We start from the raw sequence: 25,689 nt of genomic DNA on the forward strand, positions 1-25,689 counted from the left end.
CGCCGGCAACAAGACCCTCACCGCCGCCGACCCGCTACCGACCGACCTCGCCGAAGCACTCACCAAAATCCACGGATCCGCCGGGCCAAACCCGGCGGACTTGCACACTAACCTGTCCTAACTCGGGTCCGACATCGCGAGCAGCGGCTCGATCGACTGCGGCGCGCGATCGGCCCACGGATCGCCGCGCTCGGCCAGCAGCGCGGGCACGGTCGCGATGGTCAGCTCGTCGGGGACCACGGTGTCCAACTCCGACCAGGAGATCGGCGTCGACACCTGCGCGCCCACCTTCGGGCGCACGCACCACGCGCCGAAGACCGTCTTGTGCGGGGCGTTCTGATTGAAGTCGACGAATACCCGGTGCCCGCGCTCCTCCTTCCACCACTTCGCGGTGATCTCCTCGGGGAAGCGGCGCTCCAACTCCCTGGCCAGCGCCACCGCCGCCGCCCGCACCTGGTAGCCGTCCCACTTCGGCGCCAGCGCCGCGTAGATGTGCAGCCCGCGCGAGCCTGAGGTCTTCACGTTCGACGCGACGCCGAGTTCGGCGAGCAGGTCGCGTGTGTGGGTGGCGGCCCTGCGCAGATCCTCGAATCCGATGCCGGGGGACGGGTCGAGGTCGATGCGCAGTTCGTCGGCGATCTCCAGGTTCCCGACCCGGTTCGGCCAGACGTGGAAGCCGAGGCAGCCCTGGTTCACCGCCCACAGGATGTGGGCCAGATCGTGGGCGACCAGCGCGTCGCTCGTGGTGCCGTTGGGCGTGGCGACCTCGACGGTGTGCAACCAGTCCGGCGCGGACTTGGGGACCCGCTTCTGGAACCAGGACTTCCCCGACGCACCGTCGGGATAGCGCTCCAGCAGCAGCGGCCGCTCCCTGACCACGCCGAGGAAGGGTTCGGCGACGGCCTGGTAGTAGCGCACCAGATCGAGTTTCGTCTCGCCGCGCTTGGTGAAGTAGACCTTGTCCGGATTGCTGACGGTGACGGTCCTGCCGTCGGTCTCGATCTCGATCGACGCGCTCATCGCCGGGCCGCTTCCTCGAAGATGGCGCCGAGCTCGGCGGGGGCGACCTCGTCGAGCTGGGCGTAGGTACAGGACCGCGGCGTGCGGTCGGTGCGGAACCGCACCAGCCTGCCGCCGTGGCGCAGCCGCCCGGACTGCACGTGCTCGTAGCGCACCTCGGCGACGAGTTCGGGCCGCAGCGCCTCCCAGGACAGGTCCTTGCCGCCGGTCCAGCGGCTGATCCCGCCCGGCATCTTGCCGTCGGCCCTGGCCTGCGCGGCCGCGTCGGCCCATTCCCGCCATGGGTGGTTGTCCAGCGCGTTCTCGCGCAGCGGCGCCAATTCCGCGAGCAGTTCCCGGCGGCGCGCCGCGGTGAAACTGCTGGCCACCCCGACATGGTGCAGGTTGCCCTCGTCGTCGAACAGCCCGAGCAGCAGCGAGCCGACGCCCTCGCCGTCCTTGTGCACGCGGTATCCGGCGACCACGCAGTCGGCGGTGCGCTCGTGCTTGATCTTGAGCATGACCCGCTTGTCCTGGAGGTAGGCCAGCTCGTCGGATTTGGCGATCACCCCGTCGAATCCGGCGCCCTCGAAGCGGGTGAACCAGTCCTGCGCGATATCGGGATCCCTGGTGAGCGGGGTGAGGTGCACTCTGGCGAGCTCGGTGTCGAGGATGGTCTCGAGCAGGCGCCTGCGTTCGGCGAACGGGTCCTCGGTGAGGTCGCGGTCGCCGAGGGCGAGCAGGTCGAAGGCGACGAAACTGGCCGGGGTCTCCGCCGCGAGTTTGGCGACGCGCGAGGCCGCGGGGTGCAGGCGGTTCTGCAGGGTGTCGAAGTCGAGGCCATGATCGGTGACCACGACGATCTCCCCGTCGACCACGCATTTGTCCGGCAGCGCCCGCTTCAGCGACTCGGCCACCTCGGGGAAGTAGCGGGTGAGCGGGCGGTCGTTGCGCGAGCCGAGTTCGACCTCGTCGCCGTCGCGGAAGACCACGCAGCGGAAGCCGTCCCATTTGGGCTCGTAGCTGAGACCGGGCTCGCGCGGCACCGACGGCGCCGTCTTGGCCAGCATCGGGCGCACGGGCGGCATGACCGGTAGGTCCACGCGCTCCTCCTCGGATCGTGGGGTCACCCATGTCGACGCCGCCGCCTGGGGAAACTCATCGGTACGGCGTCGGGCTCGATCGTAGGCGCAGGCACCGACAACGGCCCGACATCGACCCGCGCCCGCCGTGCCGCGCCCGGTCCCACCGGCACCATGAGGCTCACCCGCGACGGGTGATGTCGCGCGCCGCGCGGACCTGCGACATTGGAGGCGCGACCGGTGTCGGCGGATCACCCGGCGCGGAAGGGGGAACGTCGATGGACATCGCCCGGCGGATGCGAGAGGCGGGTGAGCTGCGGTGGGCGGACTGATCGGACGGCTGCTTCCCGAATTGCTGGGTCTCGTTGTCACCCCGGTGGCCGTCGTCGGATGCGTCCTGCTGTTGCGGTCGGGCAACGCGGTGCGCAACGCCTACGCCTTCGGGGCGGCATTCCTGCTGGTGTATCTCCAGATCGGGATCGCCGGCCTGCTCGGTGGCGCCGGTGGCGAGCACGCCACGCCCGCCGCGGTCGCGCACTGGTTCGGATTCCTGGTCGGCGTGCTGTTCCTGGGTTTCGGCGCGTGGGTGCTGGCGCGCCCGCCTGCGCGCGCGGGCCCGCCGCGGTGGCTGACGGAACTCGAATCGGCCGGTGCGCGAAGGGCTTTCGCCACGGGGCTGGTGCTCGCGGTGCTCAACCCGAAGCTGTTGATCATGCTGTCGGGAGTGAGCGTCATCGCGAGTTCGGATGCGGGGCCGGGTGCCGCGATCTTCGCGACGCTACTGCTGTTGGTCTCGGCCGCACTGGATTTCGCGATCCCCATCGGCATGTACGTGCTGCTCGGGGTGCGGGCGCGCCGGGGGTTGGACCGCGCGACCCGGTGGATGGTCGCCAACGACCGGATGCTGGCCGTGTGCGTCTCACTCGTATTCGGCCTGCTCTTCACCGTGCGCGGACTGCTCGCGCTCGGCTGATCCGTACCCGTTGGGACGCAACGGATTCGGTGCGACGGATCCCCGACCGCGACCCGGTATCGGCCGTGATCGGGGACGCGAACTCAGTTGTCGAGCCAGCCGTGCTGTTCGGCGAAGGCGGTGAGGCGTTCGCGGATGGTGAGGATCTCACCGGCGGTGAGCGCGGGACTCGCGTCGAGCAGCAGTTCGGTGACCAGCCGGGTGTGTTCGGCGGCCGAGAGCTGACCTGTCACGGACTTGTCCTTCTTGCGAGGGGCGGCCGGTGGTGCGGGCTGCCCACCCGCCGCACTCAGATTGACCGCCTTCGGACCCCGATCACCCTCGGTGACATCGAATTCGAACACCCGCCCCTGCCGCAGTTCGTCCTCGTCCAGACCGATGTCGTTCACGTGCACGAACACATCGGGGCCACCGTCCTCGGGTCTGATGAACCCGAACCCCCTCGAACTGTCGAACGACACCAACTTACCGATGGACACCAACACCCACTCCTCGCCGCCGCCCGTCTCTACCGTGGCAACTCTAGTCCGCTTTATCCACGACGTCGTTCGAAAGCGCCTTTTGTAGCGAATTGAACACCGTCAGACCCTGTCCGACCATTCCGTTCACCAATTCACCCACACCATCCGGTCCGTTGAGCACCGTGAGATTCGCATTCGACAGACCGCCTGCGGCCTGCTTCACGATTTCGGGCAGCTGCTCGATCAGCAACTGGTCGAGCGCGATCCTATTGTTGGACGCGGCCGCCTCGGCCTGGATCCTGGTGCGATCGGCCTCGGCCACGGCGAGAATGCGCACCCGTTCCGCCTCGGCCAGCGCGGGCTTGACCACCTCGGCCTGCAATTGCTGTTCGCGCAGGTCCGCTTCCTTGCGGGCCTGTTCGGCCTGGGCGGTGAGCACTTCCTGTTTCGCGACCGCCTCCGCCAGCGGACCGGCCTGGGCCGCCTCGGCATTGGCCTTGTCGATATCGCGCTGGAACTGCGCCTGCAGAATCGAGGTCTCCCGCTGGTATTCGGCCTGGCGGCGCAGCGATTCCTGTTCGGCCTCGGCGGCGCGCTGGGCGGCCTGGGCCTGCGCGATCTGCGCGTCGCGCTGGACGGCGGCATTGTGCGGGGCGGCGAGCGCGTTGATGTAGCCGAGATTGCCGTCGTCGATGGACTGGATCTGGAACGAATCCACCCACAGCCCGATATTGCTCATCTCGACTTTCGACGCGACCAGCACCTCGTCCGCCAGCCTCTGGCGTTCGCGGATGATCTCCTCCACGGTCATCGAGCCGACGATCGAGCGCAGATGACCGGAGAAAATGCGACCGGTCAGTACCGACATCTCCTTTTCCTGCTCGGAAAGGAATCGCTGCGCCGCATTCACGATGGAAATGGTGTCGTTGGCGACCTTGAACGCGATGACCGCGCGCACGTCGAGCTGAATGGCCTGTTTGGTCACGCAGCGTTCCTTGATCTCGGCCTCGAACATGGCCAGCGACAGATAACTGACCTTGCGGAACAGCGGCACCACCCACGCGCCGCGGCCGATCACCACCTTGAACGGCGCGTTGTCTTTGACCTTGGCGCCGCTGACCAGCATCGCCTCGTCGGGATCTGGTACGTGGTACCCAAGCAACGTCGAACTCCTCTCGGCTGTCTACCTCGGATCCGGCGAGGTCAGGGGCACCCAGGGGACGACATCGACGATGCGTCCGGGATGCGCCTCGATGATCAGTACGCTCGCCCCCGCCGCGATCGGCTCCTGCGCCCGCGCGATGTACAGCTCCGTGCCCCCTCGGATCGCGACCAAGACCTCTCCCAGCGCCCCGGCGCCGCGAATCGGCGACGTGATCGTACCGGTCAATCCCGTCACGGGATCGGTCATCGTGCCGCACTCCTGGATCGCTCGCCGAACCCGCTCAGCCTACGTCGACGGACGCCCCGCCGCCCAGTACACGGCGGGGATCGATGCGGCCGACTACCGGTACAGCGTGCGGTAGGCGGTGAGGGTCGCGACGCAGTGGTCGACGATCTGGTCGCGGGTGGCGCGCAGCGAACCGCTCAGCCACGCCGAGAACATGCCCGCGTTGCCGCTGGCCATGGTGACCGCCGCCAGGCGTCGGCGCACCGGGTCCTCGATCCCGGCGAACAGGTGATCCTGGATGAGCCGGGTGAAGGCGGGCATCACCGCGATCGTGGTCGCGCCGAGGCCCGTGCTGGAATACGGTTCGACCAGGAACAATCGCGACTTGCGCGGATCTTCGAGCACCTTGTCGACCAAGGTCGTGGCCAGCGCGCGGTCGCGGCTCGGCTCGTCGGCATCGGCGAACGCGGTCATCGGCTCCAGGAATTCCGCGGCGACCTGCCGATACAGCACGTCGAGCAGTTCGTCGCGGCTGGTGAAGCTCTCGTAGAAGTAGCGGTCGGTGAGGTTGGCCCGCCTGCACACCGCGCGCATGGTGACACCGGCGGCGCCGGATTCGCCGATCAGGTTCAGCGCGGCCTCGAGCAGCGCCGCGCGGCGCGCCTCGCGACGTTCGGTGAGCGTTGTCCCGCCCCAGATGCGGGGACCGCCGTCCGCTGATTCCTGACCTGTCTGCACCGTTTCACAGTAATCGCGGCCGCCGAGGGCGCGCTCAGCCGCCGCTTTCCAGACCGAGTCCGGCGTCGCGCCAGGCGATGATCCCGCCCGCGAGGCTCGCCGCGTCGTAACCCCGCGCGTTGGCGAGCGCGGCGAAGCGGCGGGAGATCTCGCCGACCGGGCAGACGAAGACGACCGGGCGCGAGCGCGGGAACGGGATGCCGTGCGCGAACAGGTCGTCGAGATGGTCGTCGCGGATGTTGAGTGCGCCGGGGACGTGGCCGATGCGGTAGGCCATGGCGCCGCGGGTGTCCACGATCAGCGGTGCGCCGTCGCGGTCGAGGTCGGCCAGTTCGGTCGGGGACAGTTCGGGGGCCGCGCGCAGTTCCTCGGCGGTGGGAGCGCGTCGCCGGTCGTCGCGGCCGAAGAGATCCGGGCGGCGTTTCCTGATGTAGGACAGGTACGGTTCGAGGCGGTCGCACACGACGAGCACCGCGACCACCGGCGCCTCGCGTTCGGAAAGGTCGAGCGCGCCGAGGATTTCGAGGGCGGCGGCGTAGGACGCGCCGCTGGTCGGGCCCGCGAGCACGCCGTGGCCGGTGGCCAGTCGCAGCGTGCCGTCGATCGCCGCGGTCGAGTCCACGGTGATCACGCGGTCGTAGAACTCGGGCCGGAAGAGCCCGACATCCCACATCTCGGTTTCGGAGCGGATGCCGGGAATGAAGTCCGAGCGTTCGGAAACCACGCCGACGGTCCGCATCTCGGGATGGTGTTTGCGCAGGTAGGTGGCCGCGCCCCGGGTCGAGCCCGTGGTGCCGAGTCCACCGACGAGGTAGTCGATCCGGCCAGGTCCGCCGTCGGCGGTCAGATCCTCGTGGATCTCGCGGCCGGTGCCGAGGAAATGCGCCTCGATGTTCTTCTCGTTGGTGTACTGCGACGGGTGGTGGTAGGCGCCGGGCTGCCTGGCCATGGTCGATTCGATGACCGAGTACACGTCGTTCGGCGTCGTCGGGTCGGGACATTCGGAAAGTCCGGGCAGTTCCTCGATTTCGGCGCCGAGCAGATGCAGCAGATCGCGCACCTCGCCCACCTTGATCCGATTGGTCACCGCCCGCAGCTCGATGCCGTGCATCGCGCCGAGCACGCGCAGCGCCTTGGCGGTATTGCCGCTGGAAGCCTCGATGAGTGTGCGTCCGGCGGCGGCGATCTCGTCGACCTCGTCGCGGATCATGGCCCACGCCACCCGGTCCTTCACCGAGCCGAACGGGTTGTGCGACTCCAGTTTCGCGTACAACTGCACCCCGGCCAGACCGTGCACGGCCGGGTCGAGCCGCAGCAGGGGAGTGTCGCCGATCAGGTCGGTGATGCTGTCGTAGCGCATCAGCGTTGCTCGCCCCGGCGCGCGAAGGCGACCGCGTCGAGTCCGTGCGGCTCGTCCTCGGGCACGTGGTCGGCGTCCGGGACCGCGACGAATCGGCCGTCCCTATGGGTGACAGCCACTTTCGGGGGCAGCGGATGCATCGAGGCCGATGAGGCCGACAGATCCATGTGGTAGGCGGCGGTATTCGGGAACACCACCAGATCGCCCGGCCGCGGCATCCACTCGAGCCACACCTTGTGATTGGTGATCATGTCCCGTTCCAGGCACAAGCGTCCGGCGAAATAGACGCCGACCGGGCCGCGCCCGCCCTGCCGGGTATTCGACAGCACCAGCGGATCCACCATCACCTCCTGATCGGCGGGCGTCACCGAATCACGGCTCAGATCGACGGCCACCACGATCGTCCCGTCGGCGAGTTCCTTGGTGAACTCCACCGTGGCCACGGTGATGCCCGCGTGATCCACCAGCGCCTTGCCCGGTTCCAGCCACAGCGTCAGCAGATTGTCGCCGACCACCTCGGCCACGGTCCGGCCGCCGTGGCGCTCCAGTGGCGCGGTGAGCAGGTCGTCGAGCATCCGCGCGGCGGGCACCGTGTTGGCGTACTTGTGGAAGACCGGGACCCCGCGCACCGCACCGCCGTCGACGTGATAGCCGAAAGTGTTCTCGCCCCAGCTCATCGGCTCGCCGCGGCCGAGCAGCGAGGCGCGCAACGCGCGCACGTACCCGTCGAAGCGGTCGGCGTCGGCGGTGAACACCTGGCGCAGTCCCCCGCCGATATTCAGCACCGACGGGGTGTGGCCGTGGCGGTAGGCCCGCTCGATCAGGCCGAGGCAGGCGTCGACGGCGCGCACCCGGTCGGCGGTCTCGCCGGAGTCGAGGTGGAAGGCGAAGCCGAGCAGGGTGATTCGGTCGCGATGGTCGGACACTAGGTCGAAGGCCCGGTCCACCTGCGCGAGCGCGATACCGAATCGGCTCGGCGGGGTGCCCGCGAATCCCGACACCCGCAGCAGGATCGGGACCGGACCGAGGTCGCGGGCCGATTCGGTGATCCGGCCCAACTCCCACAGATTGTCCACGCTGATCGTCACCCCGCGCCCGATCACCTCGCGCAGGAACCGATCTCCTTTCGGCCCGGTGACCTCCACGCGCTCCGGATCGAAGCCCGCCGCCAGCGCCGAGGACAGTTCGCGGGGCGAGGCGACGTCGATGCCGATACCCGCGCGGCACGCCGTGCGCGCGAAGGCGGCGGACTGGTTCACCTTGTGCGCGTAGCAGATCCGGTGCCGGTCGAGCCGACGGCGCAGCACCGCTTCGAGATCCGCCAGGTTCCGTGCGTAAACCTGCGGGAACACCAGGTGCGTCGGGGTGTCCGTGACGGCCGCGCGCACGGCGGCGGGATCATCGAGGAAGGCGCGCACCAAGTCGGGCAGCAGTGCGGGCAGGCTCGCGCTCATACCGCGGTTTCCGATGGCCGCGCGGCGGGCGGGCGCCGGATCACCGGGTTGTAGCCGCCGTCCCGGATCGCCTCGAAGGCGCGCAGGCGATTGCGCGGGCTGCGGAACTCGGCCACCACCCGCTTGCTGACCAGGTCGATATCGTCCACGGTGATATCCATCGAGGTGAGCACCCCGGTGATGGTGTGCACGCAGTGCTTGCAGTTCATGTCGGGCACGTAGAACACGCGGTCCTCGGCGCCCACCGGGAAGTCGCCTATGTCGTCGTCGACATCCGCGCCGACCTCGACGATCTCGCAGCGCGCCGCCAGATCGCCGAACACCTCGACGAATCGGGCCGCCACCGCTGGCAGCACGCTGTAGTGCTCGCCGTCGAGCTGATGCGGCATGGCCGCGAGACAGGCGGGCCTGGTACCCGCGGGCAGCAGCGCGTACTGGCGGGAGATGAGGTCGAGTTCGTCGTGGTACTTGGCGATCGCCTCCTCGACCCCGAGACCCTCGACGCGGGTGGCGCGGCGCATCACCGAATGGGCCTCGGCGATGGTGGCGTCCTTCATCGCGCGCAGCGTCGCGACCGTGTCGGCGTTGTACCGGACCGTGCCGTCGGGCTGCGCGGTGAGTGTCACCGGAATCATGCCGCGGCGGTAGGTCGAGGCCTGCAATTCCCAGTACCAGCGGGTGGCGACGGCGGCGAAGATGCCGGATTCGTGCATGCCCGAGGCGAATTCGGCCGAACTCCGGTATGGCGTCTGGCGAGCGAGCAGGGCGTGCTGGGCCAGGGCGCGGCCGGTGGCCTCGATGCCGACGCGGAAGATCTCGCGCGGATCGTGATCGGTGGTTGTGCCGGTCAGCACGGCGTGCGCCTGCGGGCCGAGCGCGTCCACCCGCGCGCCGAAGGCGGCGTCGGCCGAGAGCGCGTGCCACAGCGCGAGCACCGCCTCGCGGGTCGCGATCGGGACCAGCGGCCCGAGGCCGTCGGCGCGGTAGTGGCCGCCGTTCGGGATGCCGTCACTGTCGACCCAGCTGATCCGATGCGTCGCGCTGGTGACCTGGTAGGGCAGGCACGGCCGCATGAACCGCTCGAGATACAGCCGCTGCGACAGGGTGAGGTGGCTGTTGGGCTCGGTGCGCAGCGCGGTGCTGGTGTATTCGATGCGTGGCGCGCGTGGCGCGGGAGCGAGGTTCGGGAACAGACCGGGGTGGGCGAGTTCGGCGAGGACGCGGGAGGCGGCACGCCTGTCGTAGCGCGGAATGTCGCCGCGGGTGGTGATATTGCCTTCGCCGCGCTCGTTCACGAAACCTCCTCGGCAATCGTCGTGACGCACCGGACGAACCGGTCGATCTCGTCGAAAGTGGTGTAGATGTGGGTGCTGACCCGTACCGAATCCGTCTCGCGCACATCGGCGTCGCCGTCGGGGACCGTGCAGTGCGCTCCGGTGCGCACCAGGAATCCGAGCTCACTCAGTACGAATCCCACGTCGGCGGAGGAGATTCCGGTGAGGGTGAACGATACGATCCCGTAGCCCACCGCGCACGGCGCGTAGGCCGGACCCGGCAGGAACCGCAGGCCCGGCACCCGGCGCAGCCGCTCGACGAGATGGATCGTCAGATCGCGATCGTGTCCGGCGATGGCGTCGACGCCGAAGGAATCGATGACCTCGAGCGCCGCGCCGAGCGCGAGAATGCCGGGGAGATTGTGGGTTCCGCCCTCGAGCAGGTCCGGCATCCCGGTCGCCACCAGGCCCGCGTCGGTGAGCCGCACGCCGCTGTTGCCGCCGGGCAGGAACGGCAGCAGCCGGTCGTGGACCCGGCGGCGGCAGTACAGGATTCCGGTGCCGGGCGCGCCGAACATCTTGTGCGCGGCGAATATCGCGAAGTCGGCGCCGAGTTCGGCGACGTCGACCGGTTGGTGCCCGCCGCTCTGGCTGCAATCGAAACACAGCAGGATCGCCGGATCGATCAGTCCGCGCAGTTCCTCGAGGGTGGTGCGCCCGCCGAACACGTGATGCACGTGGGCGGTGGTGATCAACCGGGTCCGCGCGGTGACCTTGGCGAGGATGTCGGCGGTGTCGGCCTCGCCGAACGCGTTCGTGCGGTACGGGACCAGCTCGATTCGGCGGCCGAAACGCGCGAGCAACTGGCGCAGGTGATGCCAGGGGTAGACATTGGAGCTGTGCCCGTCGGGACTGTAGAGAATCTGGTCGCCGTCGGCGAGTTCGGCCAGCCCCCATGACATCGCCACCGCGTTCAGCGCGGCCGTCGCGCCCGAGGTGAACACCACCTCGTCGGTGTCGTCGGCGCCGATGAATCGGGCGGTGCGCGCGCGGATCTCGGCGACGCGGCGGCCGAGCCCCGTAGCCCACGGATAAGCGCCGCGATCGGCGTTGGCCGTGCGCGACGCGTGATACTCGGTCACCGCGCGCACCACCGGCTCCGGCTTCTGGGTGGTGGCCGCGCTGTCCAGATAGACTTCCCGCGACTCGGCGAGCGCCGGGAACAACGCGCGCACCGCGGCGCGCGACGGCGCGGCCCCCGGCGCCTGCCGCGTGATCGGCGGCCGGGCGGCGTGTGGCCCTGGTGCGGACGACCGCAACGTGACGCTCCCTCCGCAGGATGCGCTTGACCCGACCAACGATACGCACTCCCGCGCGATCACATCGAAGGTTTCAGGTGGACAACATCTTTCACGCGCGCGCCACGGACGGGCGCGCGCGGCGGCGAGCGGCCTCGCTCAGTACTGGCCCTGCACGTAGTTCACCAGTTGCTGGCGCTCGGTGGTGAGCTCGGACAACGCGCTCTTCACGACATCGCCGATACTGACGATGCCGACGAGTTCGCCGCCGGACACCACCGGCAGATGCCGGACGCGATGCTCGGTCATGACGCGCCGCAGCCCGTCGACCAGGTCGTCGGGCGCGCAGACCCGCACATCGGTGGTCATGATCTCCGAGACCGCCGCATCGAGCAGTTCCGCGCCGCGCCGGTGCAGATGCCGCACCACATCGCGCTCGGAGACGATGCCCGTGATCGCGACGCCGTCCGGGGAGACGACCACCGCGCCGATATTGTGCTCGGCCAGCACGGCGAGCAGCAGCCGCACCGGCGTGGCCGGTGTGACGGTCGTGACAGCGCTGCCTTTGCGCCGAAGGATCTCCGTAATTCGCATAGGTCACCATCCAATGGGCACGGGCTTCAAGGATCCCGCTTTCCCGCCCCCGTGACCAGCATCGATTCCGCCCAGTTGGTCGGCCCGCCGTGCCGCGGCCCGCACGGATCCGCCGACAACCGCCCCCGACCAGGGCCGGAGCGGATGTGGAGCGCAGGCGACACGAAGACGTCGGCTCGAGGGACAATAGCGGTGTGAAGGACGACGCGACCAGCACCACGCGCGCACCCCGGTTAGGCGCGGCGACAGACGCCGGACCACCGGGCGCACCCGCGCCGCTCGGCGGATAGCTCGATGTCGGACCGGGAGGTGCCGGGCAGGCACAACGAGTCGAGCGCCGACCGCGCGAACGCGCGCGACAAATTGCGACGCCAACTAGAGGACATGAGATCCGCCGAAGCCGATCCGTCCTCCGGCAACCGCACGCCGAAGGTCACCCGACTACCACGCCGCCCCCGGCGCGTCACCGACGACCTTCGCGGCGCCCCCGACCCACAAGGCGGCCCCGTCTACGACCCGGCCCCCACCAGACCCGTCTCCCGATCCGAACTACAACACGAAACCGGCCGCTGGCCCGCAGGCCCCACCCCCAAAAAACCACCGACCGCCCCACCCCAAGGCAACGTCGTAGACCTCGACGCCCTCCGCCGCAGACGAGGCGGCGACGACCCCCGCCCCACCAAAGCCCGACGCATCACGAAAAAAGACGAACGCCCAGCCCCCACCGAAGACACCCCCACCCCCGACGACCCCGCCAACCCGAACTGACCCCCCGACCCCGGCTCACCTAAACCGCTCCGTCCCCACATACCCACCCCCGTCGGGAGCCCCTCGGTACACCGACAAGGTTCGCGGCCGTCTCGCGTCCCAGCGGGCGAGACAATGCGACGCAGGAGCAAGTATCGCCCGCTGGGACGCGAGACTCCCAGGGCCGCGAACCCGCGGCGCCGGAGGCGACGCCAATAAACACAGCGCGCGGGTAAACCATTGCGAAGAAGCGTGCCCGGGTTCTGGACCCGACCATCCCGACGTGCCGCCGGTTCACCCCTGGGACGGTTGCGAAGAGCCGTGCCCGGGTTCTTCACGACGTGCCGCTGGTTCACCCCCGGGACGGTTGCGAAGAAGCGCGCCCGGGTTCCGTACCAGACCATCCCGACGTGCCGCCAGCTCACCACTGGAACGGTTGCGAAGAGGCGTGCCCGGGGTTCTGGACCTGACTATCGCGACGGACCGCTAGCTCACCACTGGGACGGTTGCGAAGAGCCGTGCCCGAGATCGGCACCCGACCATCCCGACGTATCCCTGGCTCCCCACCAGGACCCAGTGGGAAGACCCGTGCCCCCACCCACCGACGCCACACCGGAAACCTCAGTGCTGATTACGCTCCCCACTACCCCGGAACTCCGGAACAGCGCGAATCTCGTGCTCGATCGCCACGGCGGCGTAATGCTGGCCGCACGCGCGTAACTGAGCGATGCGATGGTGCAAAGCTTCGGTGCCGTAGGCAGCGGCGATGTCGGCGATGCCGAGCCGGTGCGAGCGGTTAGGTGGCTGGTCCACGTCTAGCCTTTGGACTCTGGCGCACCGAAATCCGATTGGCGACGCTGGCACGGCTCCGGGTGCGAACTCCCGTGATCTAACGATGGTGAGTCTAGAGATTTGTACCGTGCAGATGCAAGAACAGATGTGTGTGCTGTGGGTGTTCTTGATGGTTTCCGTGGTGAGCCGGGGGGTGGCCGGTTGGGGGTGAGGGGTTGTGAACGTGACTGTTCGGGGATGGAACCTGGGTAAGGGGCGCTCCGGGGTGGTTGGCCGGGCACGGGAGGGGGCTCGTTGGTTTGCCGCATGTGGAGTGGGAGATGGGTACGAACCTGTCGGTCGTTCGATTTTCTCCAGGGTGGGGGAGGAGGTGAACGAGCGGTTCGTGGGTGTGCGCGTGGCGGCTCGGCGTGAGGGAATGCTGATACGGGCGGGGCCGAATAGGGCTGGGCGAGTGGAGGTGTCGCGGTGGGGTGAACCGGTGCGGCGGGGGTGGGTTACTCGTCGTCCAAGCCGGCTGAGAGGTAGGCGGCGGCGGCCAGCCATTGGCGGCATTGGGGGCCGTGTACCTCGTGTTGGTGCAGGATTTCGCGGGCGCGGCGGTAGGTGAGGCCGCCGGGTTCGCTGGCACAATCGGTGAAGCGCTCCGAGGTGGGGCGTGGTCGTGGTGCTTCGGCGCCTGCGCCCGCCATGACGGACCGGCGGGAAGTGCGATATGCCTGGCTCATGTCGACCGCCCCTCGCGTGTGGCTCGGGGGAGGCGGATGTGTGGCGACGCGGGAGAGTGCTCCGTGCGTTACCTCCCCGTTTTGCGAGTTCTACTTTATGGGGTCGTCGCTTGCAGATGCAAGTACATTTGCACGAACGGCAAGGGATTTCGAAAGAAAACCGGTAGGTACGGAAACGGCGATTACCGACCTGCCGGTCGGAAATCGCCGTGTGCCGCTGGGGATTCGCCGAAGGCGGCGGTCAGGGCTTGCGGGCCACCGCGCAGTAGGCCGAGATCGGGCGGATCTCGCCGACCTCCGCGTCGGGCGCGCGCCACTGGGTGAGCGAGGTGAAACCGGGCTCGACCAACTCCAAACCGTCGAAGACGGCGCGGATCTCGGCCTGCGGGCGCGGAACGTACGGTGCGCCGCCGGTGTTGGTGTACTCCTTGCACAGCGTCACGTAGGCCTCGCTGTCGTCGGTGCCGTCCCACATCACCAGGTAGCTGCCCGAGGGCACCGCGTCGAGCACCGTGCGCACGATGCGCCGCAGTTCCTCGTAGCTCGCGGCGTGGCCGAGCACGCCCATGAACATCACGCCGATCGGCTGGTTGAAGTTCAGCACGTTGCGGGCGCTGGTGATGATCTGCTCGGGGAAGTGGTAGTCCGAATCTATGTAGGTGGTAACGCCTTCGGGCGTGGTGCTGGTGAGCAGCGCGCGCGCGTGGGTGAGCACCAGCGGGTCGTTGTCGACGTAGACGATCTTCGATTCGGGGGCGATGCTCTGGGCCACCTCGTGGGTGTTCTGCATGGTGGGCAGGCCGGTGCCGATGTCGAGGAACTGGCGGATGCCGATCTCGCCGGTGAGGTAGCTGACGGCGCGGATGAGGAACTGGCGCGACTGCACCGCCATGGTGGTGATCTCGGGGTCGACCTCCTTGCCCGCGTCGCCCGCGACCCGGTCGATCTCGTAGTAGTCCTTGCCGCCCATCCAGTAGTTCCAGATGCGCGCCGAATGCGGAATGTCCGTGCGGATCAGGGGGGCGTTGGCTTCGGTCATTGGGTCCATCTCCTCGGCGGACATGTTCGACGGCACGCCGGTGTGGGTGTCGCGAACGGCTGGTGCATCCGATGTGCAGTGTGACAGTACAAGATTCGCGGGGAGGCGGCGGCGCTGATCAGGGACCTGAACACCGGCTTTCCGAACGCCCTTGTCGCACAGTAAATAAGCCGACCGATAGGTATGTAAATTCCCCGACGCAAGGGTGAACTTCGTGCTATCGTCCGTTCGTCGGTGCAAATGCAAGAACGTTTGAGCGTGCATCTGCAAAGCCGGCGAACACTCTCCCTCTCAAACACTGGTGTGACCGAGGAGTGGCAAATGCCTGCAACACCCGAGCCCAAGATCGAAAGCGACTGGCGCAAGAGCTCGTTCAGCGGTCCGAACGGCGGTAACTGCGTGGAGGTCGCGGAGGCGTCCGGCGGACTCGTCGCCATGCGCAATTCGCGAAACCCCGAAGGAGGTGTGCTTTTCTACACCCGTCCCGAGATCGATGCCTTCGTTCGCGGGGCGAAAGCCGGGGAATTCGACTATCTGACTAGCTGAAAGGTAACATTGCGGTCGGCGCGGTGTGTCTGACAGCCGCTGGTCTATGACACACTGGTGGGCAACCTCGAGTATCGGAGACGACTCCATGATCGCAGAACCCGATGACGACGGTCGTGTGCAATCGGTTGTCGCGGAACGTGGTCCGACCGTGCTTCGGATCGCGCTCGGCGGTCAACTGCGCAGACTTCGGGAGAGCAGGAATATCACCCGAGAGGCCGCGGGAGATGCGATTCGCGGTTCCCACGCGAAGATCAGTCGCCTCGAGCTGGGTCGAACCGGCTTCAAGGAACGCGACATCCGTGATCTGCTGACCTTCTACGGCGTGCACGATGTCGAGGAGCGCGACGCGTTCATCGACTTGGCGCGCAAAGCGAACGAACCCGGCTGGTGGCATCGCTACAGCGATCTGCTGCCCCCTTGGTTCAGTACGTATCTCGGTCTGGAACAGGCCGCAGGCAAGATCCGCACCTACGAGGCGCATCTGATGCCCGGCCTGTTGCAGACACCCGACTATTCCAGGGCCGTACTCTCACTCGGCGCCGACGACGCCGACACCGAACGGCGCGTCGCCGTGCGGCAGCGTCGCCAGGAATTGCTGTACCGGCCGGAGGCCCCGGTGGTGTGGGTCGTGCTCGACGAAGCGGCCCTGCACCGCCCGGTCGGCGGCCGCCGGGTCCAGCGCGATCAGATGCGCCATCTCATCACCCTCGGCGAGCTGCCGAACGTGACGATCCAGGTCCTGCCCTATTCCGCGGGCGAACATGCCGCGGCGGGCAGCGCGTTCAGCATCCTGCGTTTCGCCGAACCCGAACTGCCCGACGTGGTCTACCTCGAGCACCTCACCAGTGCCCTGTACCTGGACCGCAGGCAGGATCTCGCCCAGTACCTCTCGATCATGGACCGTCTCAGCGTGCAGTCGCTGCCGCCGGAGAAGTCGATGGACATGTTGGACGAGTACGCGACAAAACTGTCCTAGCACTCCGCCTGGGAGCCGTCACAGGACGAAAATCAACACAGGGTGCGTACCGAGGAAATCGGTACGCACCCTGTGCATTTCGGGCTCTGCACTGCTTTCGCGCCGGAATCCGGTGGTGTCGCGTAGGTCACGGAGGGTCGCCGGGCGAGGTGCGGCGGACACGCGAGCGGCCTCGACACCGAAGGTGTGAGGCCGCAGGTGGGTATCGAATTCGACTGGAGCGCATGCGATCTCGAGCGCACGGTGTTCTTCGCCCGCGGTGCTTCATCCGGATCGTCGCGGCGGCGGCCCGCGTGGCTCTTCGCGGACACGCGGTCGCGCGCGAGGTGTCGACCGTTCGCGCGTGACCTGCGGTGCACAGTTCGATGGCACAGCTGTCACTCGCCGGGGGCGTCGCGTGGACGCGGTACCCGGCGGTTCGACCTTCGTGCCGCAGGTGGCGCGGTCCCGGGCGGGACCGCTACCGGCGGATGCCGACTACTGTTTGATGAAACTGGACGCGATGCGCCAGAACGTGGAGGGCTGCAAGGCGTTCATATCCCAGTCGTCGGCCATCGCGTGCGCGATGGAGACGATCCGGTCGATGTCGAAGTCGTTCCTGGTGGCGGCGCCGGTGGATTCGACCGCATCGATCACGAAGGCGACCGCGGTCTCCCGCGAGTACGCGATGGTGCGAGGGCTTTTGAAAGCCGATGTTGTGCTCATGATTGTCATACCGTTCCCTGGCTGGTGGGCCAGTGCGGCTTCGGTGTACCGAGCCGGCCGCCGGAAAGTGGTCGATCCATAGGAACTCCCCTGACATGTGGCGGCAGCAAACCTTTAGCTACTGGGCCGTCGGTCTGCCCACGCGGCCTCCCCTGATTGTCCCCTGACTTGCGCTGCGGACTGAGTCTAGGTCCGCTGGGCTTTCAGATGCAAGTACATCTGCAATTTCGATTTGTATTCGTACGGACCATTTTTCACGGTTCCGGGCCGATTCGCACGCAATGCCGACCGGACGGTTCGGGTGGGGCCGCGGGGAGTGTGTGGAGCAAAGTCGTGGCAGCGGCCCGGTGCGCGGATTCGACGTGGGCATTCGTCGGTATTCGACGCCATCGTGACCGGGTGTTTCTGCGGCGGTCTCGGGGGTTGGGTGCGGGCTTGCGATGTGGTGGAATCACCCGACTGGTCGGTTCGGAGCCCGCCGCGCCGGAGAGTTGGCACTGTCCGTACGGTGTGTCGCGCGCTGTGGGTGCTTCGGGCCTGTCGTCATGCCGCTCGGCGCGTTCGCGGCGACGCGCGGGCATCGCCCGGTGTCGCGCGCGGTATCCCGGTGCGCGACACCGGCAATGGCTAATTATTAGTTAACAGTCTGGGCCACGGCGTCGACGAATGGTGTGGCGCCCGTCACGAGTTCGAGCGTCGCACCGGCGGTCGCGGGCGTATGTAGCAGTTCGGTCACGACGGCCGCGACATCGGCGCGCGGGATGTCGCCACGGCCGACCGGTGGCCGGGACAGCGTGACCGCACCCGTGCCTGGAGTGTCCACCAGACGGCCGGGACGCAGGATCGTCCAGTCCAGATCGCGGCCGCGCAGATCCTGCTCGGCCTGGGACTTGGCGTCGAGATAGGCCGCCCACACCTCGTCGGCGCCCGCCGCGGGCGGTTGCCCCGCGCCCATGCTGGAGATCTGGACGAACCGCCGCGCGCCCGCCCGCTCGGCGGCCGTGGCGAGCAGCACCGACCCGTCCCGGTCGACGGTGTACTTGCGCGCGACGCCGCTGCCCGGCCCGGCCCCCGCCGCGAAGACCGCCGCGTCGGCGCCGTCGAGCAGTGCGGCCAGCGCGTCGGGTGTGGTGTTCTCCAGGTCGAGAACCACCGGTCGCGCACCGGCGGCCGCCACCGCGCCCGCGTGGTCGGGATTGCGGACCAGGCCGTCCACGGTGTCACCGCGTCGGGTGGCCGCCTCGGCGAGCAGCAGGGCGATCTTTCCGTGACCGCCCGCTATGACGATGTGCATGGCATCGATCCTTTCCTGTCGTCGGAACCGGTTCAGCGTTCGGGACCGCCGGGATTGCAGGACGCGGCGACCACGGCCTGGTAGCCGACGTCGGGTCGCCACGGCTCCAGATTCCAGCTGGGCTTGTTCGGCTGCACCAGCCTCGCCCATTCCCAGTGGCAGACGAATTGGTCACGCATGCCGGGGGATTCGGCGTCGGCGGACAGCGCGAGCACCTCCTGCCATGCCCGCTCGTCGGATCCCTGCGTTGTGGTGCGTCGCCCGGCCGTGGTCGGGAAGACCAGCAGGCGCGGGCCGTCGACATTCGAGGTCCACTCCACGCGTTCGATGAGCGGCAGCCCGGCGTACGGGTCGACGGTGGGCAGTCCGGCGGGCGTGGTCAGCGCGGACGCGGATCTCGCCACCGTCGCGGTCGGCACGGCGGTGCTCGCGGCGAGGGTGCCGATGCTGACCGGATCGGTGTCGCCGGTGTCCGCGCAGGCGATCAGTGGCAGCAAGCTCGCGCAGAGCGCGGTGGCCGCCGCGGCGCGTCGATGTCTTCGCGGTGCCCGTCTCCTCGGTGTCACGCGTGTCCTCTCCGATCCGGTGCTCGTGATTGGTCGCCATGTCGAGGGTAGCCGGCCGCGCCTGCATCGACGGTGGGCGCGGTCGGGCCACCGAAGGTGGTGTCTTGCCGGGGGAGAGCGCGCGGACGATAGTCGAGCCGTGGGCAGGCCGGGTTGACGAGACTCGCCGTCGCCGCGATGGTCGCGGTGGTGGTGTCGGCTCCGTCGGTGGTTTCGATCCCGGCGCTTCCGGTCTCGACATCGGGCCCGCACGCGGTATCGATATCCTTCGCGACGGCGTCGGCGGTACCCGCGACCGCGCCGGAACCCGCGACCGCGCCGGGGACGGTGACCTTGCCGGGGACCGCGACCATGCCGGGGACGGTGACCGAGGTGTCGGCGCTGCCCGGCGAGGTACAGGTGTCGGCCGCGGGCGCTTCCTACGCCATGACCTACCGGTCGCGCGGTCCGCGCGGCCCGATGCTCAGCAGCGGCGCGGTCTACCTGCCGTCGGGTGACCCGCCTGCGGGCGGTTGGCCGGTGGTGGCGTACGCGCACGGCAGCGTCGGCATCGCCGACAAGTGCGCGTTCACCACGATTCGCCGCGACTACTATCTGGATACGGTGTACCCGACGCTGCTCGGCGCGGGATACGCCGTAGTGATCTCCGATTACGTCGGACTCGGTACACCGGGCACCCATCCCTATCTCGACGGTCCGTCGCAGGCGCACAGCGTGATCGACGGTGTGCGCGCGGCTCGCGCGCAGACGCCCGAGCTCGGTGCGCGCTGGGCCGTGCTCGGTCAATCCCAGGGCGGCCAAGCCGCGCTGTTCGCCGCGAACATCGCCCCGACCGATGCGCCGGAACTCGACTTCCGCGGCGCCGCCGCGACGGGTCCGCCGTCGAATCTCGACCTGCTCGCGCCGCTGCTCGGCCCGTGGGTGCCGAGATTGCCGCTGCGGGTGACCACCGCCTACGTCGCGATGATCCTGGCAGGCGTGCGCGCCACCGCGCCCGAACTCGACGTGAACCGCTATCTGACGCCGACCGGGCGGCGGGTGCTCGACATCGTGGAGAACGTCTGTGTGACCGAGGCCGATCCGCTGGTTCGCGAGGTGGCGATCGGGGAGATGCTCACCGGTCCGCTCGACGATCCGGCGTTCACCGAGGTGGTGTCCGCGATGCTGCGGATTCCGACGACCGGCTACCTGATGCCGCTGTTCATCGGTCAGGGCCTGGCCGACGCGGAGGTCCCGGCGCCGCTGAGCGCGAAGCTGATCGCCGATCTCGCGCTCGGCGGCGCCGATCTCCAGGTGCGGGTGTATCCGGGCGATCATCTCGGCGCGGCGCGTGCGGCGCTGCCGGAGGCCGTGGCCTTCCTGCACCGGGTGCTCGACCGGCCGTGACGTCGCGTCGGGCGGCCCGCGCGGCCGGATTGTTCAGTGCCAGAGCGTGTTGCAGGGCAGTCGGCGCAGTCCGGGGCGGACCATGCCGTCCACGGTGACCGTCAGTCCCGCCTGGGTCGCCGCGAGGGTGAACTGCGCGGCTTCCACGCCGGTGGCCACGTATTCGAGGACAAGCGGATCCTCGGGATTCGGGCCGTCGAAGTAGACGGTCACGCGCCGATTCAAGATCTCGTTCGCCCGCCGGTCCCGTGTCGCCCTCGCGGACTTCCTGGTTCTCGCGGCCCGCAGTGTCACCGCTCGAGGTGTCACCGTTGTGGTCGTCACAGTGCCGTCCATGCCACCGTCTCCCTTCGACCGGGCGATACTGCTCGGTAACTTAGACGGTAAGTCGAGGTGGGCCGCCGAAACCAGAGGCGCGGCGCGGCGTTTGACATCTCACAGGGCGCGCACGGTTCGGCGCTGGGACAAGTCACGACGCATGGAGAATCGGGTCACGTCGCGCGATCGGGACGCCGGGTCCTCGACCGGACAGCCGAAGGTGACCGGAGCGGCGACGATGCCGGAGTGTGCGCCGAATCCGCCACGGTGCGGAGGTGTTCGGTGCTCGCCGGGCTCGGCCGCGGTGCGTCCGAGCCGTCCGGCGCGCCCGTATGGTAGCGCACTCTCGGGGATCCGTCCCGAGAACGTCGGCGCCGGGACGGGATTCGATGCGGCGCCCGCGCTCGGATTTGCGAAGTCGGGGTCGGTGAGACCTTCGGAGAATCGTATTCCTACCGGTGCGTTCGTATCTCGTCCTGTGATGTTGCCAGGTTGCGGAACGGATGTCGGGCAACGGCTTTCGATCGAATGCCGAATCGGTCTCGTAATCGCCTCGGGCGAATGACCTTCGGGTGCCGTGGCCGTTCGCGTGCCGTGTCGCGTTCGAGCCTAGTCACTGTTCAGGAGGAGTGACGTGGAGCCCGAAAGCTCTTGCCGTCGCTCGGAATATCCGCAGATTTCGATTCGGAGACGTGACATGCACAACTCGGGAACAACGGCGGTGCCGCGTTCGCCGGCGGCGATAGCCTGAAAGTCCTGCACCCATATCCCACGGGACATTTCGTTACCGGAATACGCATATCGGGTGCGGCACAATTCGACATTCTCTTCGGGGGCGTGTGCCATGAGATTTTCACCGATGGCCTTACTCGTGACGGCCCTCGTGGTCGCGGGCGCGACCGGACAGGCGGGTGCGCAACCACCCGCCGAACCCGCCCCGCCTAGCCTTCCCGGACTGCCTGCACCGGCCGACCTCTCGGGATCGCTGCTTCCGGAGTTGCAGCGGTGGATCGATGCGGTCATCCCGGCGCCGCCCATCGATCCGGTGCCGCAACCGAACTCGCCGGTGGTGTCGGAATCGTCCGCGCAGTTGGCTGCCCTTCGGCTCGCGGTGCTGCCCGCCGCGGTGGGCGACCCGTTCTTCGACGCGTGGCCGGAAGGGCTCGGCGAGCTCGAGCCGGGTCAGCCGATCGAGGTGCGCGACATCACCGCCACGGCGGCCGCCATGGTTCTGATGCCGTTCCAGCGGGCGCTTCAGATCAAATATCGCACCACCGATTCCGGCGCGCGGCCCTCCTTCGCCACCGCGACCCTCGTGGTGCCGCTCGGCGAGTGGACCGGACCGGGGCAGCGGCCGGTGGTGGTGAACAACCTGCCCATCAACGGTCTCGGCCGCCGGTGCACGATCGGCTACAACTTGGCTCACGGCCCGTACGAGGACAGTGTCACCGACTACATTCCGCCCACGATCCAACTCGCGCTGCTGCGCGGCTACGCGGTGCTGCTGCCCGACCACGAGGGTCCGTGGATGGCCTACGCCGAACCCGTGGTGGCCGGGCACGCCATCCTCGACGCGATCAGAACGGTGCGTGGGCTGTGGCCCGAGGCGTACGGGACGAGCCGGTTCGGGATGACGGGATACTCCGGCGGCGCGATCGCGACGCACGGCGCGGTGAAGCAATTGGCCGACTACGCACCGGAGTTGGCCGAATTCGTGGTTGGCGCGGCGCTGGGCGGCGTGCCCGCCGACGCCGAGATCCTCGCGCGCAGCCTGAACGGCAATCTGGCGGCGGGCGTGTTCGCGGGCGCCGTCTTCGGTATCGCACGCGAACGCACCGAGATCCTGTCGCGGATGAATCATCTGGCGCAGTGGATCGCCACCTCACCGGTGAAGGACCTGTGCGCGGACGGTTTCGGGGCGACCGGCGTGCTGATGCTGCCGATCGACGTGGCCGCGAACTTCCCCGACCCGCTGCGTTCGGAATTCGCCGCCGAGATCTACCGGACGCTGCGCATGGAGGGCCGCAAGTCGGCGACGCCGCTCTACATCTACAACGGCGAGCAGGAGTGGTGGATTCCGGCCGAGGGCGCAAGGAACCTCTTCCGCGAGCAGTGCGATCTCGGTGTGCCCGCGGTCTATCGGAGTGTGTTCGGTGAACACGTGATCGCCGCGGCGACCGGGTATCCCGAAGCCATCGTGTGGCTCGATGATCGTCTGCGCGGACTGCCCGCGCCCGACGAGTGCTGAACGCGCCGGGCACGGTTGTGGGTCGGGTCAGGTCATGATGGTCAGGGGCACCGGCCCCGACCATCCGCAGGGTAGGTCGCAATTAGCGGTGACGGTGATGTCGACTTCGCCGCGCGGGCTCATGCCGCGAGCCTCCGTCGCGCGTGCGGGATAACCGCACGCGGGACATTTGCCGAAGTAGTTCAGGATTTCGTGAGTCCGGACGGCGACCGGACGGCTCTGCGCGCTCATGGGGCGAGCGACTCGACATCAGACATGGTGGCGACACTAGAGCCACGAGGTTGCCCGCATATGTGGTTCAGCCCACACCTCGTGGGACTCACAGCAAATTCGGCGATGCGGTGGTGAGTTGCACAGTCGGGCTCGTCGCGGCGGTCTAGGGGGAGCCGGGGGCGACCGAGCGGATCACCGGGGGATCGGTCGCGTCCGGGCCGATTAGCAGGCGCTTGAGGATCTTGCCTGTCTCCCCGCGCGGCAGCGCGTTGAGGAAGGTCACGTCGCGCGGCACCGAGAACCGGCTCAGCCGGTGCTTGATATAGCTGCGGACCATATCCGAATCCAGGCCGGAGCCTTCCCGCTTGACCACGAACGCGGCGAGGCGCTGGCCGAACTCCTGATCCGGCACGCCGACCACGGCGACCTCGCTGACCTGCGGCAGGTAGGCCAGCGCCTCCTCGACCGGGCGTGGGAACACGTTCTCGCCGCCGGAGATGATCATCTCGTCGTCGCGTCCGTCGATGAACAGTTTGCCGGAGGCGTCGAGGAAGCCGAGGTCGCCGGTGTCGAGCATGCCGTCGGCCTCGTTCGGCGGCGCGGAGTTGACGTAGCCGTCGAACAGCATGTGGTTGCCCACGTAGATGTGCCCGGTGGCGCCGACCGGCAGCGGCTTGTGGTCGGTGCCGAGCACCGCGACCCTGGTGCCGAGCGGGGGACGGCCCGCCGTGGTCGGTGCGGCGCGCAGATCCTTCGGGTCGGCGACGGTCGCCCAGGAGACCTCGGTGGAGCCGTACACGTTGTAGAGGATGTCGCCGTAGTCGTCCATGAACCGCAGCACGGTGTTCGCCGCCAGCGGCGCCCCGCAGCTGGCGACCACCTTCAGACTGGAGGTGTCGTAGCGTTCGCGGATGTGCACGGGCAGTTCGAGGATGCGGTGCACCATGATCGGCACCGCGATGAACGTGGTGACCTTGTATTCGGCGATGAGCCGCAGGCATTCCTCGGCGTCGAACTGCGACGGCAGCACGACCGTCGCGCGCAGCGCTGTGCTCATCTGGAGTGCGGCCAGGCCCCAGGTGTGGAACAGCGGCGCCGGGATCAGCATGGTGTCGTCGGTCCGCAGCGGGATTCGCGACAGCAGCGCGGCGACGGTGCCGAATCCCTTGGGATGCGGTCGGCGCGCGCCCTTGGGCGTGCCTGAGGTGCCCGAGGTGAGCACGACCAATTTGCCGGGGTGCGTCGGCTTCGGGAAGGTGCGGTGCCCGCGCGCGATCAACTCGTCGACGCCGACGGGCCCGAAGCCGCCGGGGCGGATGTCGCTGGCGTAGCGGGCGATGTCGGCGTGCAGGTACTGCACGAGGTGATCGAATTCGGCGTCGATGAACAGCGCCGAGAGTTTGTCGCGCTGCACGACCTCCTCGATCCTGCGGGCGGGCAGGCCGGTGTTGAGCAGGGCGACGTCGACCCCGAGTTTGCCCGCCGCCACCATGATTTCGACCATGCCGCGATGGTTGCGGGCGAGCAGGCCGATGGCGTCGCCCGCCGCGAGTCCGGCGGCGTGCATGGCCGCGGCCAGCGCGTGGGTGCGGTCGTGCATCTCGGCGAAGGTCCGCACGCCCTCGGCGTCGACCAGCGCGGTGCGCTCGGGCGCGAAGGCGGCGGCCGCGGCGTAGCCGCCCGCCAGGTTGAACCCCCACTCGGCCAGTCGGCGCAGCTGTCGCACGCCGCGGTCGAGGCGGTAGGTGACGGCCACGCCCGCGGTCATGATCTGCCTGGTGACCTCGGCGTGCCTGCGCAGCGGCGAGTTCTCGCCATTGACCACGACCGAGGTGTGCGCGCCGCGCACCAGGTCGGCGACCCGTCCGAGCCCGGCGCGCGCCCATTCGGTGACGGTGGCGTTGGACATCCCGGCCACCGCGGGGTGCACGCGGTTGGCGGCGAAGAAGGTGGCAACGATCTTGGTGTGCTGCTCGTCGCCGGTGATCCTGACCGAGGCGAAACTGCCAAGCGTCGGGCACTGCAACTCGAAGCCGTCACGGATGCGGCCGACGACCATGCGGACGCTGTGGGTACGGATGCCGAGGTCGGCGGTGCCGACCCGCAGGCGCATCATCATGTGCCCGTCGCTGCTCTCGAGCGGTTCACATGCGCCGATACCGGGGAAGACCCTCGGGTAGGTCTGCGACTCCAGGAGGAGTTCCCATACTGCGGACTTGGGGATCGCGAACTCCGCGACCACGTCGATGACATCGGCAACCACTGGCGTGTCAATTCTCGTCGGCCGGTTCGAACTGCTCGGGTCGGCGGGAAATTCATTTGTAACCCTGGATTCACCTACGGTCAAGCAGCGGGAGCCTGCACGGGCCTTCCGTGTGATTATTCGAAAGCGCCATCGAATCGAGTTGTGATCGAACATGATTCGATGGCCGCGAGACGGTCTTTCCTGGTAGCGCGCACCGCGTCGAGCGGAATCGTCCGGCGATTGTGACGGATCATAATTGG

At 68.4% G+C, this 25,689-nt stretch carries 27 protein-coding genes; 6 read left to right on the plus strand and 21 right to left on the minus strand.

The features are described 5' to 3' along the window. Positions 1 to 117 precede the first annotated feature (117 nt). Both ligD and IT779_RS23105 read right to left on the minus strand, forming a co-directional pair. A complete protein-coding gene (gene ligD / locus IT779_RS23100) occupies positions 118 to 1,020 on the minus strand; it encodes a non-homologous end-joining DNA ligase (protein WP_196151492.1) in 903 nt (300 codons plus the stop codon). After that, positions 1,017 to 2,102, minus strand: coding sequence for an ATP-dependent DNA ligase (locus tag IT779_RS23105; RefSeq protein WP_196151493.1), 1,086 nt, complete (start codon positions 2,100 to 2,102; stop codon positions 1,017 to 1,019). Before IT779_RS23105 ends, ligD begins: the two co-directional genes overlap by 4 nt. A gap of 298 nt (positions 2,103 to 2,400) precedes the next feature. On the opposite strand from IT779_RS23105, the gene IT779_RS23110 reads away from it, so the two are divergent. Then, positions 2,401 to 3,054 carry a GAP family protein gene (locus IT779_RS23110; protein WP_196151494.1) on the plus strand — a complete coding sequence of 218 codons (654 nt, stop codon included), beginning with the start codon at positions 2,401 to 2,403 and terminating at the stop codon, positions 3,052 to 3,054. A gap of 83 nt (positions 3,055 to 3,137) precedes the next feature. Here the strand turns inward: IT779_RS23110 and IT779_RS23115 are convergent, their stop codons facing one another. The 9 genes from IT779_RS23115 to IT779_RS23155 all read right to left on the minus strand — a co-directional run bounded on the left by IT779_RS23115 (position 3,138) and on the right by IT779_RS23155 (position 11,623). After that, complete coding sequence (locus tag IT779_RS23115) at positions 3,138 to 3,539, minus strand: cold shock domain-containing protein (RefSeq protein WP_196151495.1); 402 nt, start codon at positions 3,537 to 3,539, stop codon at positions 3,138 to 3,140. A gap of 37 nt (positions 3,540 to 3,576) precedes the next feature. Further along, entirely contained in the window at positions 3,577 to 4,677 is a 1,101-nt protein-coding gene (locus IT779_RS23120) for an SPFH domain-containing protein (RefSeq protein WP_196151496.1), read from the minus strand. A 21-nt stretch (positions 4,678 to 4,698) separates the two neighbouring features. Beyond that, complete coding sequence (locus IT779_RS23125) at positions 4,699 to 4,926, minus strand: hypothetical protein (protein ID WP_196151497.1); 228 nt, start codon at positions 4,924 to 4,926, stop codon at positions 4,699 to 4,701. Between the two features lie 93 nt (positions 4,927 to 5,019). Further along, positions 5,020 to 5,643, minus strand: coding sequence for a TetR/AcrR family transcriptional regulator (locus IT779_RS23130; protein WP_196151498.1), 624 nt, complete (start codon positions 5,641 to 5,643; stop codon positions 5,020 to 5,022). Between the two features lie 34 nt (positions 5,644 to 5,677). Beyond that, positions 5,678 to 7,003 (minus strand): pyridoxal-phosphate dependent enzyme, encoded by a 1,326-nt coding sequence (locus IT779_RS23135; RefSeq protein ID WP_196151499.1) that lies wholly within the window; start codon positions 7,001 to 7,003, stop codon positions 5,678 to 5,680. Further along, positions 7,003 to 8,457, minus strand: a complete 1,455-nt coding sequence (locus tag IT779_RS23140) for a type III PLP-dependent enzyme domain-containing protein (RefSeq protein WP_196151500.1) — start codon at positions 8,455 to 8,457, stop codon at positions 7,003 to 7,005. The genes IT779_RS23135 and IT779_RS23140 overlap by 1 nt, the downstream gene beginning before the upstream one ends. After that, entirely contained in the window at positions 8,454 to 9,752 is a 1,299-nt protein-coding gene (locus IT779_RS23145; RefSeq protein ID WP_232542019.1) for a heavy-metal-associated domain-containing protein, read from the minus strand. The genes IT779_RS23140 and IT779_RS23145 overlap by 4 nt, the downstream gene beginning before the upstream one ends. Continuing rightward, positions 9,749 to 11,050: an aminotransferase class V-fold PLP-dependent enzyme gene (locus IT779_RS23150; RefSeq protein WP_196151501.1), complete on the minus strand. Its 1,302-nt coding sequence runs from the start codon at positions 11,048 to 11,050 to the stop codon at positions 9,749 to 9,751. The genes IT779_RS23145 and IT779_RS23150 overlap by 4 nt, the downstream gene beginning before the upstream one ends. A 138-nt stretch (positions 11,051 to 11,188) precedes the next feature. After that, positions 11,189 to 11,623, minus strand: coding sequence for a CBS domain-containing protein (locus IT779_RS23155; RefSeq protein ID WP_196151502.1), 435 nt, complete (start codon positions 11,621 to 11,623; stop codon positions 11,189 to 11,191). Positions 11,624 to 11,917: 294 nt separating this feature from the next. On the opposite strand from IT779_RS23155, the gene IT779_RS23160 reads away from it, so the two are divergent. Beyond that, positions 11,918 to 12,391: a hypothetical protein gene (locus IT779_RS23160; protein ID WP_196151503.1), complete on the plus strand. Its 474-nt coding sequence runs from the start codon at positions 11,918 to 11,920 to the stop codon at positions 12,389 to 12,391. 600 nt (positions 12,392 to 12,991) lie between these two features. Here the strand turns inward: IT779_RS23160 and IT779_RS23165 are convergent. The 3 genes from IT779_RS23165 to IT779_RS23175 all read right to left on the minus strand — a co-directional run bounded on the left by IT779_RS23165 (position 12,992) and on the right by IT779_RS23175 (position 14,929). Then, positions 12,992 to 13,183, minus strand: a complete 192-nt coding sequence (locus tag IT779_RS23165) for a hypothetical protein (protein ID WP_196151504.1) — start codon at positions 13,181 to 13,183, stop codon at positions 12,992 to 12,994. A 476-nt stretch (positions 13,184 to 13,659) separates the two neighbouring features. After that, a complete protein-coding gene (locus tag IT779_RS23170) occupies positions 13,660 to 13,890 on the minus strand; it encodes a hypothetical protein (RefSeq protein ID WP_232542020.1) in 231 nt (76 codons plus the stop codon). 241 nt (positions 13,891 to 14,131) lie between these two features. Further along, entirely contained in the window at positions 14,132 to 14,929 is a 798-nt protein-coding gene (locus IT779_RS23175; protein WP_196151505.1) for an SAM-dependent methyltransferase, read from the minus strand. Positions 14,930 to 15,250: 321 nt separating this feature from the next. Between IT779_RS23175 and IT779_RS23180 the strand changes: the two genes are divergently transcribed. Both IT779_RS23180 and IT779_RS23185 read left to right on the plus strand, forming a co-directional pair. Then, positions 15,251 to 15,475 carry a DUF397 domain-containing protein gene (locus IT779_RS23180; RefSeq protein WP_196151506.1) on the plus strand — a complete coding sequence of 75 codons (225 nt, stop codon included), beginning with the start codon at positions 15,251 to 15,253 and terminating at the stop codon, positions 15,473 to 15,475. 88 nt (positions 15,476 to 15,563) lie between these two features. Next, positions 15,564 to 16,454, plus strand: coding sequence for a helix-turn-helix domain-containing protein (locus IT779_RS23185; RefSeq protein ID WP_196151507.1), 891 nt, complete (start codon positions 15,564 to 15,566; stop codon positions 16,452 to 16,454). A gap of 477 nt (positions 16,455 to 16,931) precedes the next feature. Here the strand turns inward: IT779_RS23185 and IT779_RS23190 are convergent, their stop codons facing one another. The 4 genes from IT779_RS23190 to IT779_RS37965 all read right to left on the minus strand — a co-directional run bounded on the left by IT779_RS23190 (position 16,932) and on the right by IT779_RS37965 (position 19,372). Continuing rightward, the gene (locus IT779_RS23190) at positions 16,932 to 17,159 is read right to left on the minus strand and encodes a hypothetical protein (protein ID WP_196151508.1); all 228 of its coding nucleotides are present in this window, start codon (positions 17,157 to 17,159) and stop codon (positions 16,932 to 16,934) included. Between the two features lie 634 nt (positions 17,160 to 17,793). Next, positions 17,794 to 18,453: an NAD(P)H-binding protein gene (locus tag IT779_RS23195; protein ID WP_196151509.1), complete on the minus strand. Its 660-nt coding sequence runs from the start codon at positions 18,451 to 18,453 to the stop codon at positions 17,794 to 17,796. A 32-nt stretch (positions 18,454 to 18,485) separates the two neighbouring features. Beyond that, the gene (locus IT779_RS23200; RefSeq protein WP_332838932.1) at positions 18,486 to 19,019 is read right to left on the minus strand and encodes a DUF2599 domain-containing protein; all 534 of its coding nucleotides are present in this window, start codon (positions 19,017 to 19,019) and stop codon (positions 18,486 to 18,488) included. Beyond that, on the minus strand, positions 19,016 to 19,372 hold the full coding sequence (locus IT779_RS37965; RefSeq protein ID WP_232542021.1) for a hypothetical protein: 357 nt from the start codon (positions 19,370 to 19,372) through the stop codon (positions 19,016 to 19,018). The genes IT779_RS23200 and IT779_RS37965 overlap by 4 nt, the downstream gene beginning before the upstream one ends. On the opposite strand from IT779_RS37965, the gene IT779_RS23205 reads away from it, so the two are divergent. Beyond that, on the plus strand, positions 19,371 to 20,405 hold the full coding sequence (locus IT779_RS23205) for a lipase family protein (RefSeq protein WP_232542022.1): 1,035 nt from the start codon (positions 19,371 to 19,373) through the stop codon (positions 20,403 to 20,405). The two genes, IT779_RS37965 and IT779_RS23205, sit on opposite strands and share 2 nt — an antisense overlap. A gap of 33 nt (positions 20,406 to 20,438) precedes the next feature. Here IT779_RS23205 and IT779_RS23210 read toward each other — a convergent pair whose 3' ends face one another. Beyond that, positions 20,439 to 20,618, minus strand: coding sequence for a hypothetical protein (locus IT779_RS23210; protein WP_232542023.1), 180 nt, complete (start codon positions 20,616 to 20,618; stop codon positions 20,439 to 20,441). 964 nt (positions 20,619 to 21,582) lie between these two features. Between IT779_RS23210 and IT779_RS23215 the strand changes: the two genes are divergently transcribed. Continuing rightward, on the plus strand, positions 21,583 to 22,971 hold the full coding sequence (locus IT779_RS23215) for a lipase family protein (RefSeq protein WP_196151510.1): 1,389 nt from the start codon (positions 21,583 to 21,585) through the stop codon (positions 22,969 to 22,971). A 27-nt stretch (positions 22,972 to 22,998) separates the two neighbouring features. Here the strand turns inward: IT779_RS23215 and IT779_RS23220 are convergent, their stop codons facing one another. Continuing rightward, a complete protein-coding gene (locus IT779_RS23220) occupies positions 22,999 to 23,202 on the minus strand; it encodes a hypothetical protein (protein ID WP_196151511.1) in 204 nt (67 codons plus the stop codon). A gap of 145 nt (positions 23,203 to 23,347) precedes the next feature. Beyond that, complete coding sequence (locus IT779_RS23225; RefSeq protein ID WP_332838933.1) at positions 23,348 to 25,447, minus strand: AMP-binding protein; 2,100 nt, start codon at positions 25,445 to 25,447, stop codon at positions 23,348 to 23,350. Positions 25,448 to 25,689 lie beyond the last annotated feature (242 nt).

Source organism: Nocardia bovistercoris (genome assembly GCF_015674855.1).
GTDB lineage: Bacteria > Actinomycetota > Actinomycetes > Mycobacteriales > Mycobacteriaceae > Nocardia > Nocardia bovistercoris.

Coding starts and splice junctions, on each gene's coding strand:
- ligD (WP_196151492.1), bottom strand. CDS start 1,020: ATGAGCGCGTCGATCGAGATCGAGACCGACGGCAGGACCGTCACCGTC.
- IT779_RS23125 (WP_196151497.1), bottom strand. CDS start 4,926: ATGACCGATCCCGTGACGGGATTGACCGGTACGATCACGTCGCCGATT.
- IT779_RS23135 (WP_196151499.1), bottom strand. CDS start 7,003: ATGCGCTACGACAGCATCACCGACCTGATCGGCGACACTCCCCTGCTG.
- IT779_RS23140 (WP_196151500.1), bottom strand. CDS start 8,457: ATGAGCGCGAGCCTGCCCGCACTGCTGCCCGACTTGGTGCGCGCCTTC.
- IT779_RS23155 (WP_196151502.1), bottom strand. CDS start 11,623: ATGCGAATTACGGAGATCCTTCGGCGCAAAGGCAGCGCTGTCACGACC.
- IT779_RS23160 (WP_196151503.1), top strand. CDS start 11,918: ATGTCGGACCGGGAGGTGCCGGGCAGGCACAACGAGTCGAGCGCCGAC.
- IT779_RS23170 (WP_232542020.1), bottom strand. CDS start 13,890: ATGAGCCAGGCATATCGCACTTCCCGCCGGTCCGTCATGGCGGGCGCA.
- IT779_RS23175 (WP_196151505.1), bottom strand. CDS start 14,929: ATGACCGAAGCCAACGCCCCCCTGATCCGCACGGACATTCCGCATTCG.
- IT779_RS23180 (WP_196151506.1), top strand. CDS start 15,251: ATGCCTGCAACACCCGAGCCCAAGATCGAAAGCGACTGGCGCAAGAGC.
- IT779_RS23185 (WP_196151507.1), top strand. CDS start 15,564: ATGATCGCAGAACCCGATGACGACGGTCGTGTGCAATCGGTTGTCGCG.
- IT779_RS23190 (WP_196151508.1), bottom strand. CDS start 17,159: ATGAGCACAACATCGGCTTTCAAAAGCCCTCGCACCATCGCGTACTCG.
- IT779_RS23195 (WP_196151509.1), bottom strand. CDS start 18,453: ATGCACATCGTCATAGCGGGCGGTCACGGAAAGATCGCCCTGCTGCTC.
- IT779_RS23205 (WP_232542022.1), top strand. CDS start 19,371: ATGCCGGGGACGGTGACCGAGGTGTCGGCGCTGCCCGGCGAGGTACAG.
- IT779_RS37965 (WP_232542021.1), bottom strand. CDS start 19,372: ATGGTCGCGGTCCCCGGCAAGGTCACCGTCCCCGGCGCGGTCGCGGGT.
- IT779_RS23215 (WP_196151510.1), top strand. CDS start 21,583: ATGGCCTTACTCGTGACGGCCCTCGTGGTCGCGGGCGCGACCGGACAG.
- IT779_RS23220 (WP_196151511.1), bottom strand. CDS start 23,202: ATGAGCGCGCAGAGCCGTCCGGTCGCCGTCCGGACTCACGAAATCCTG.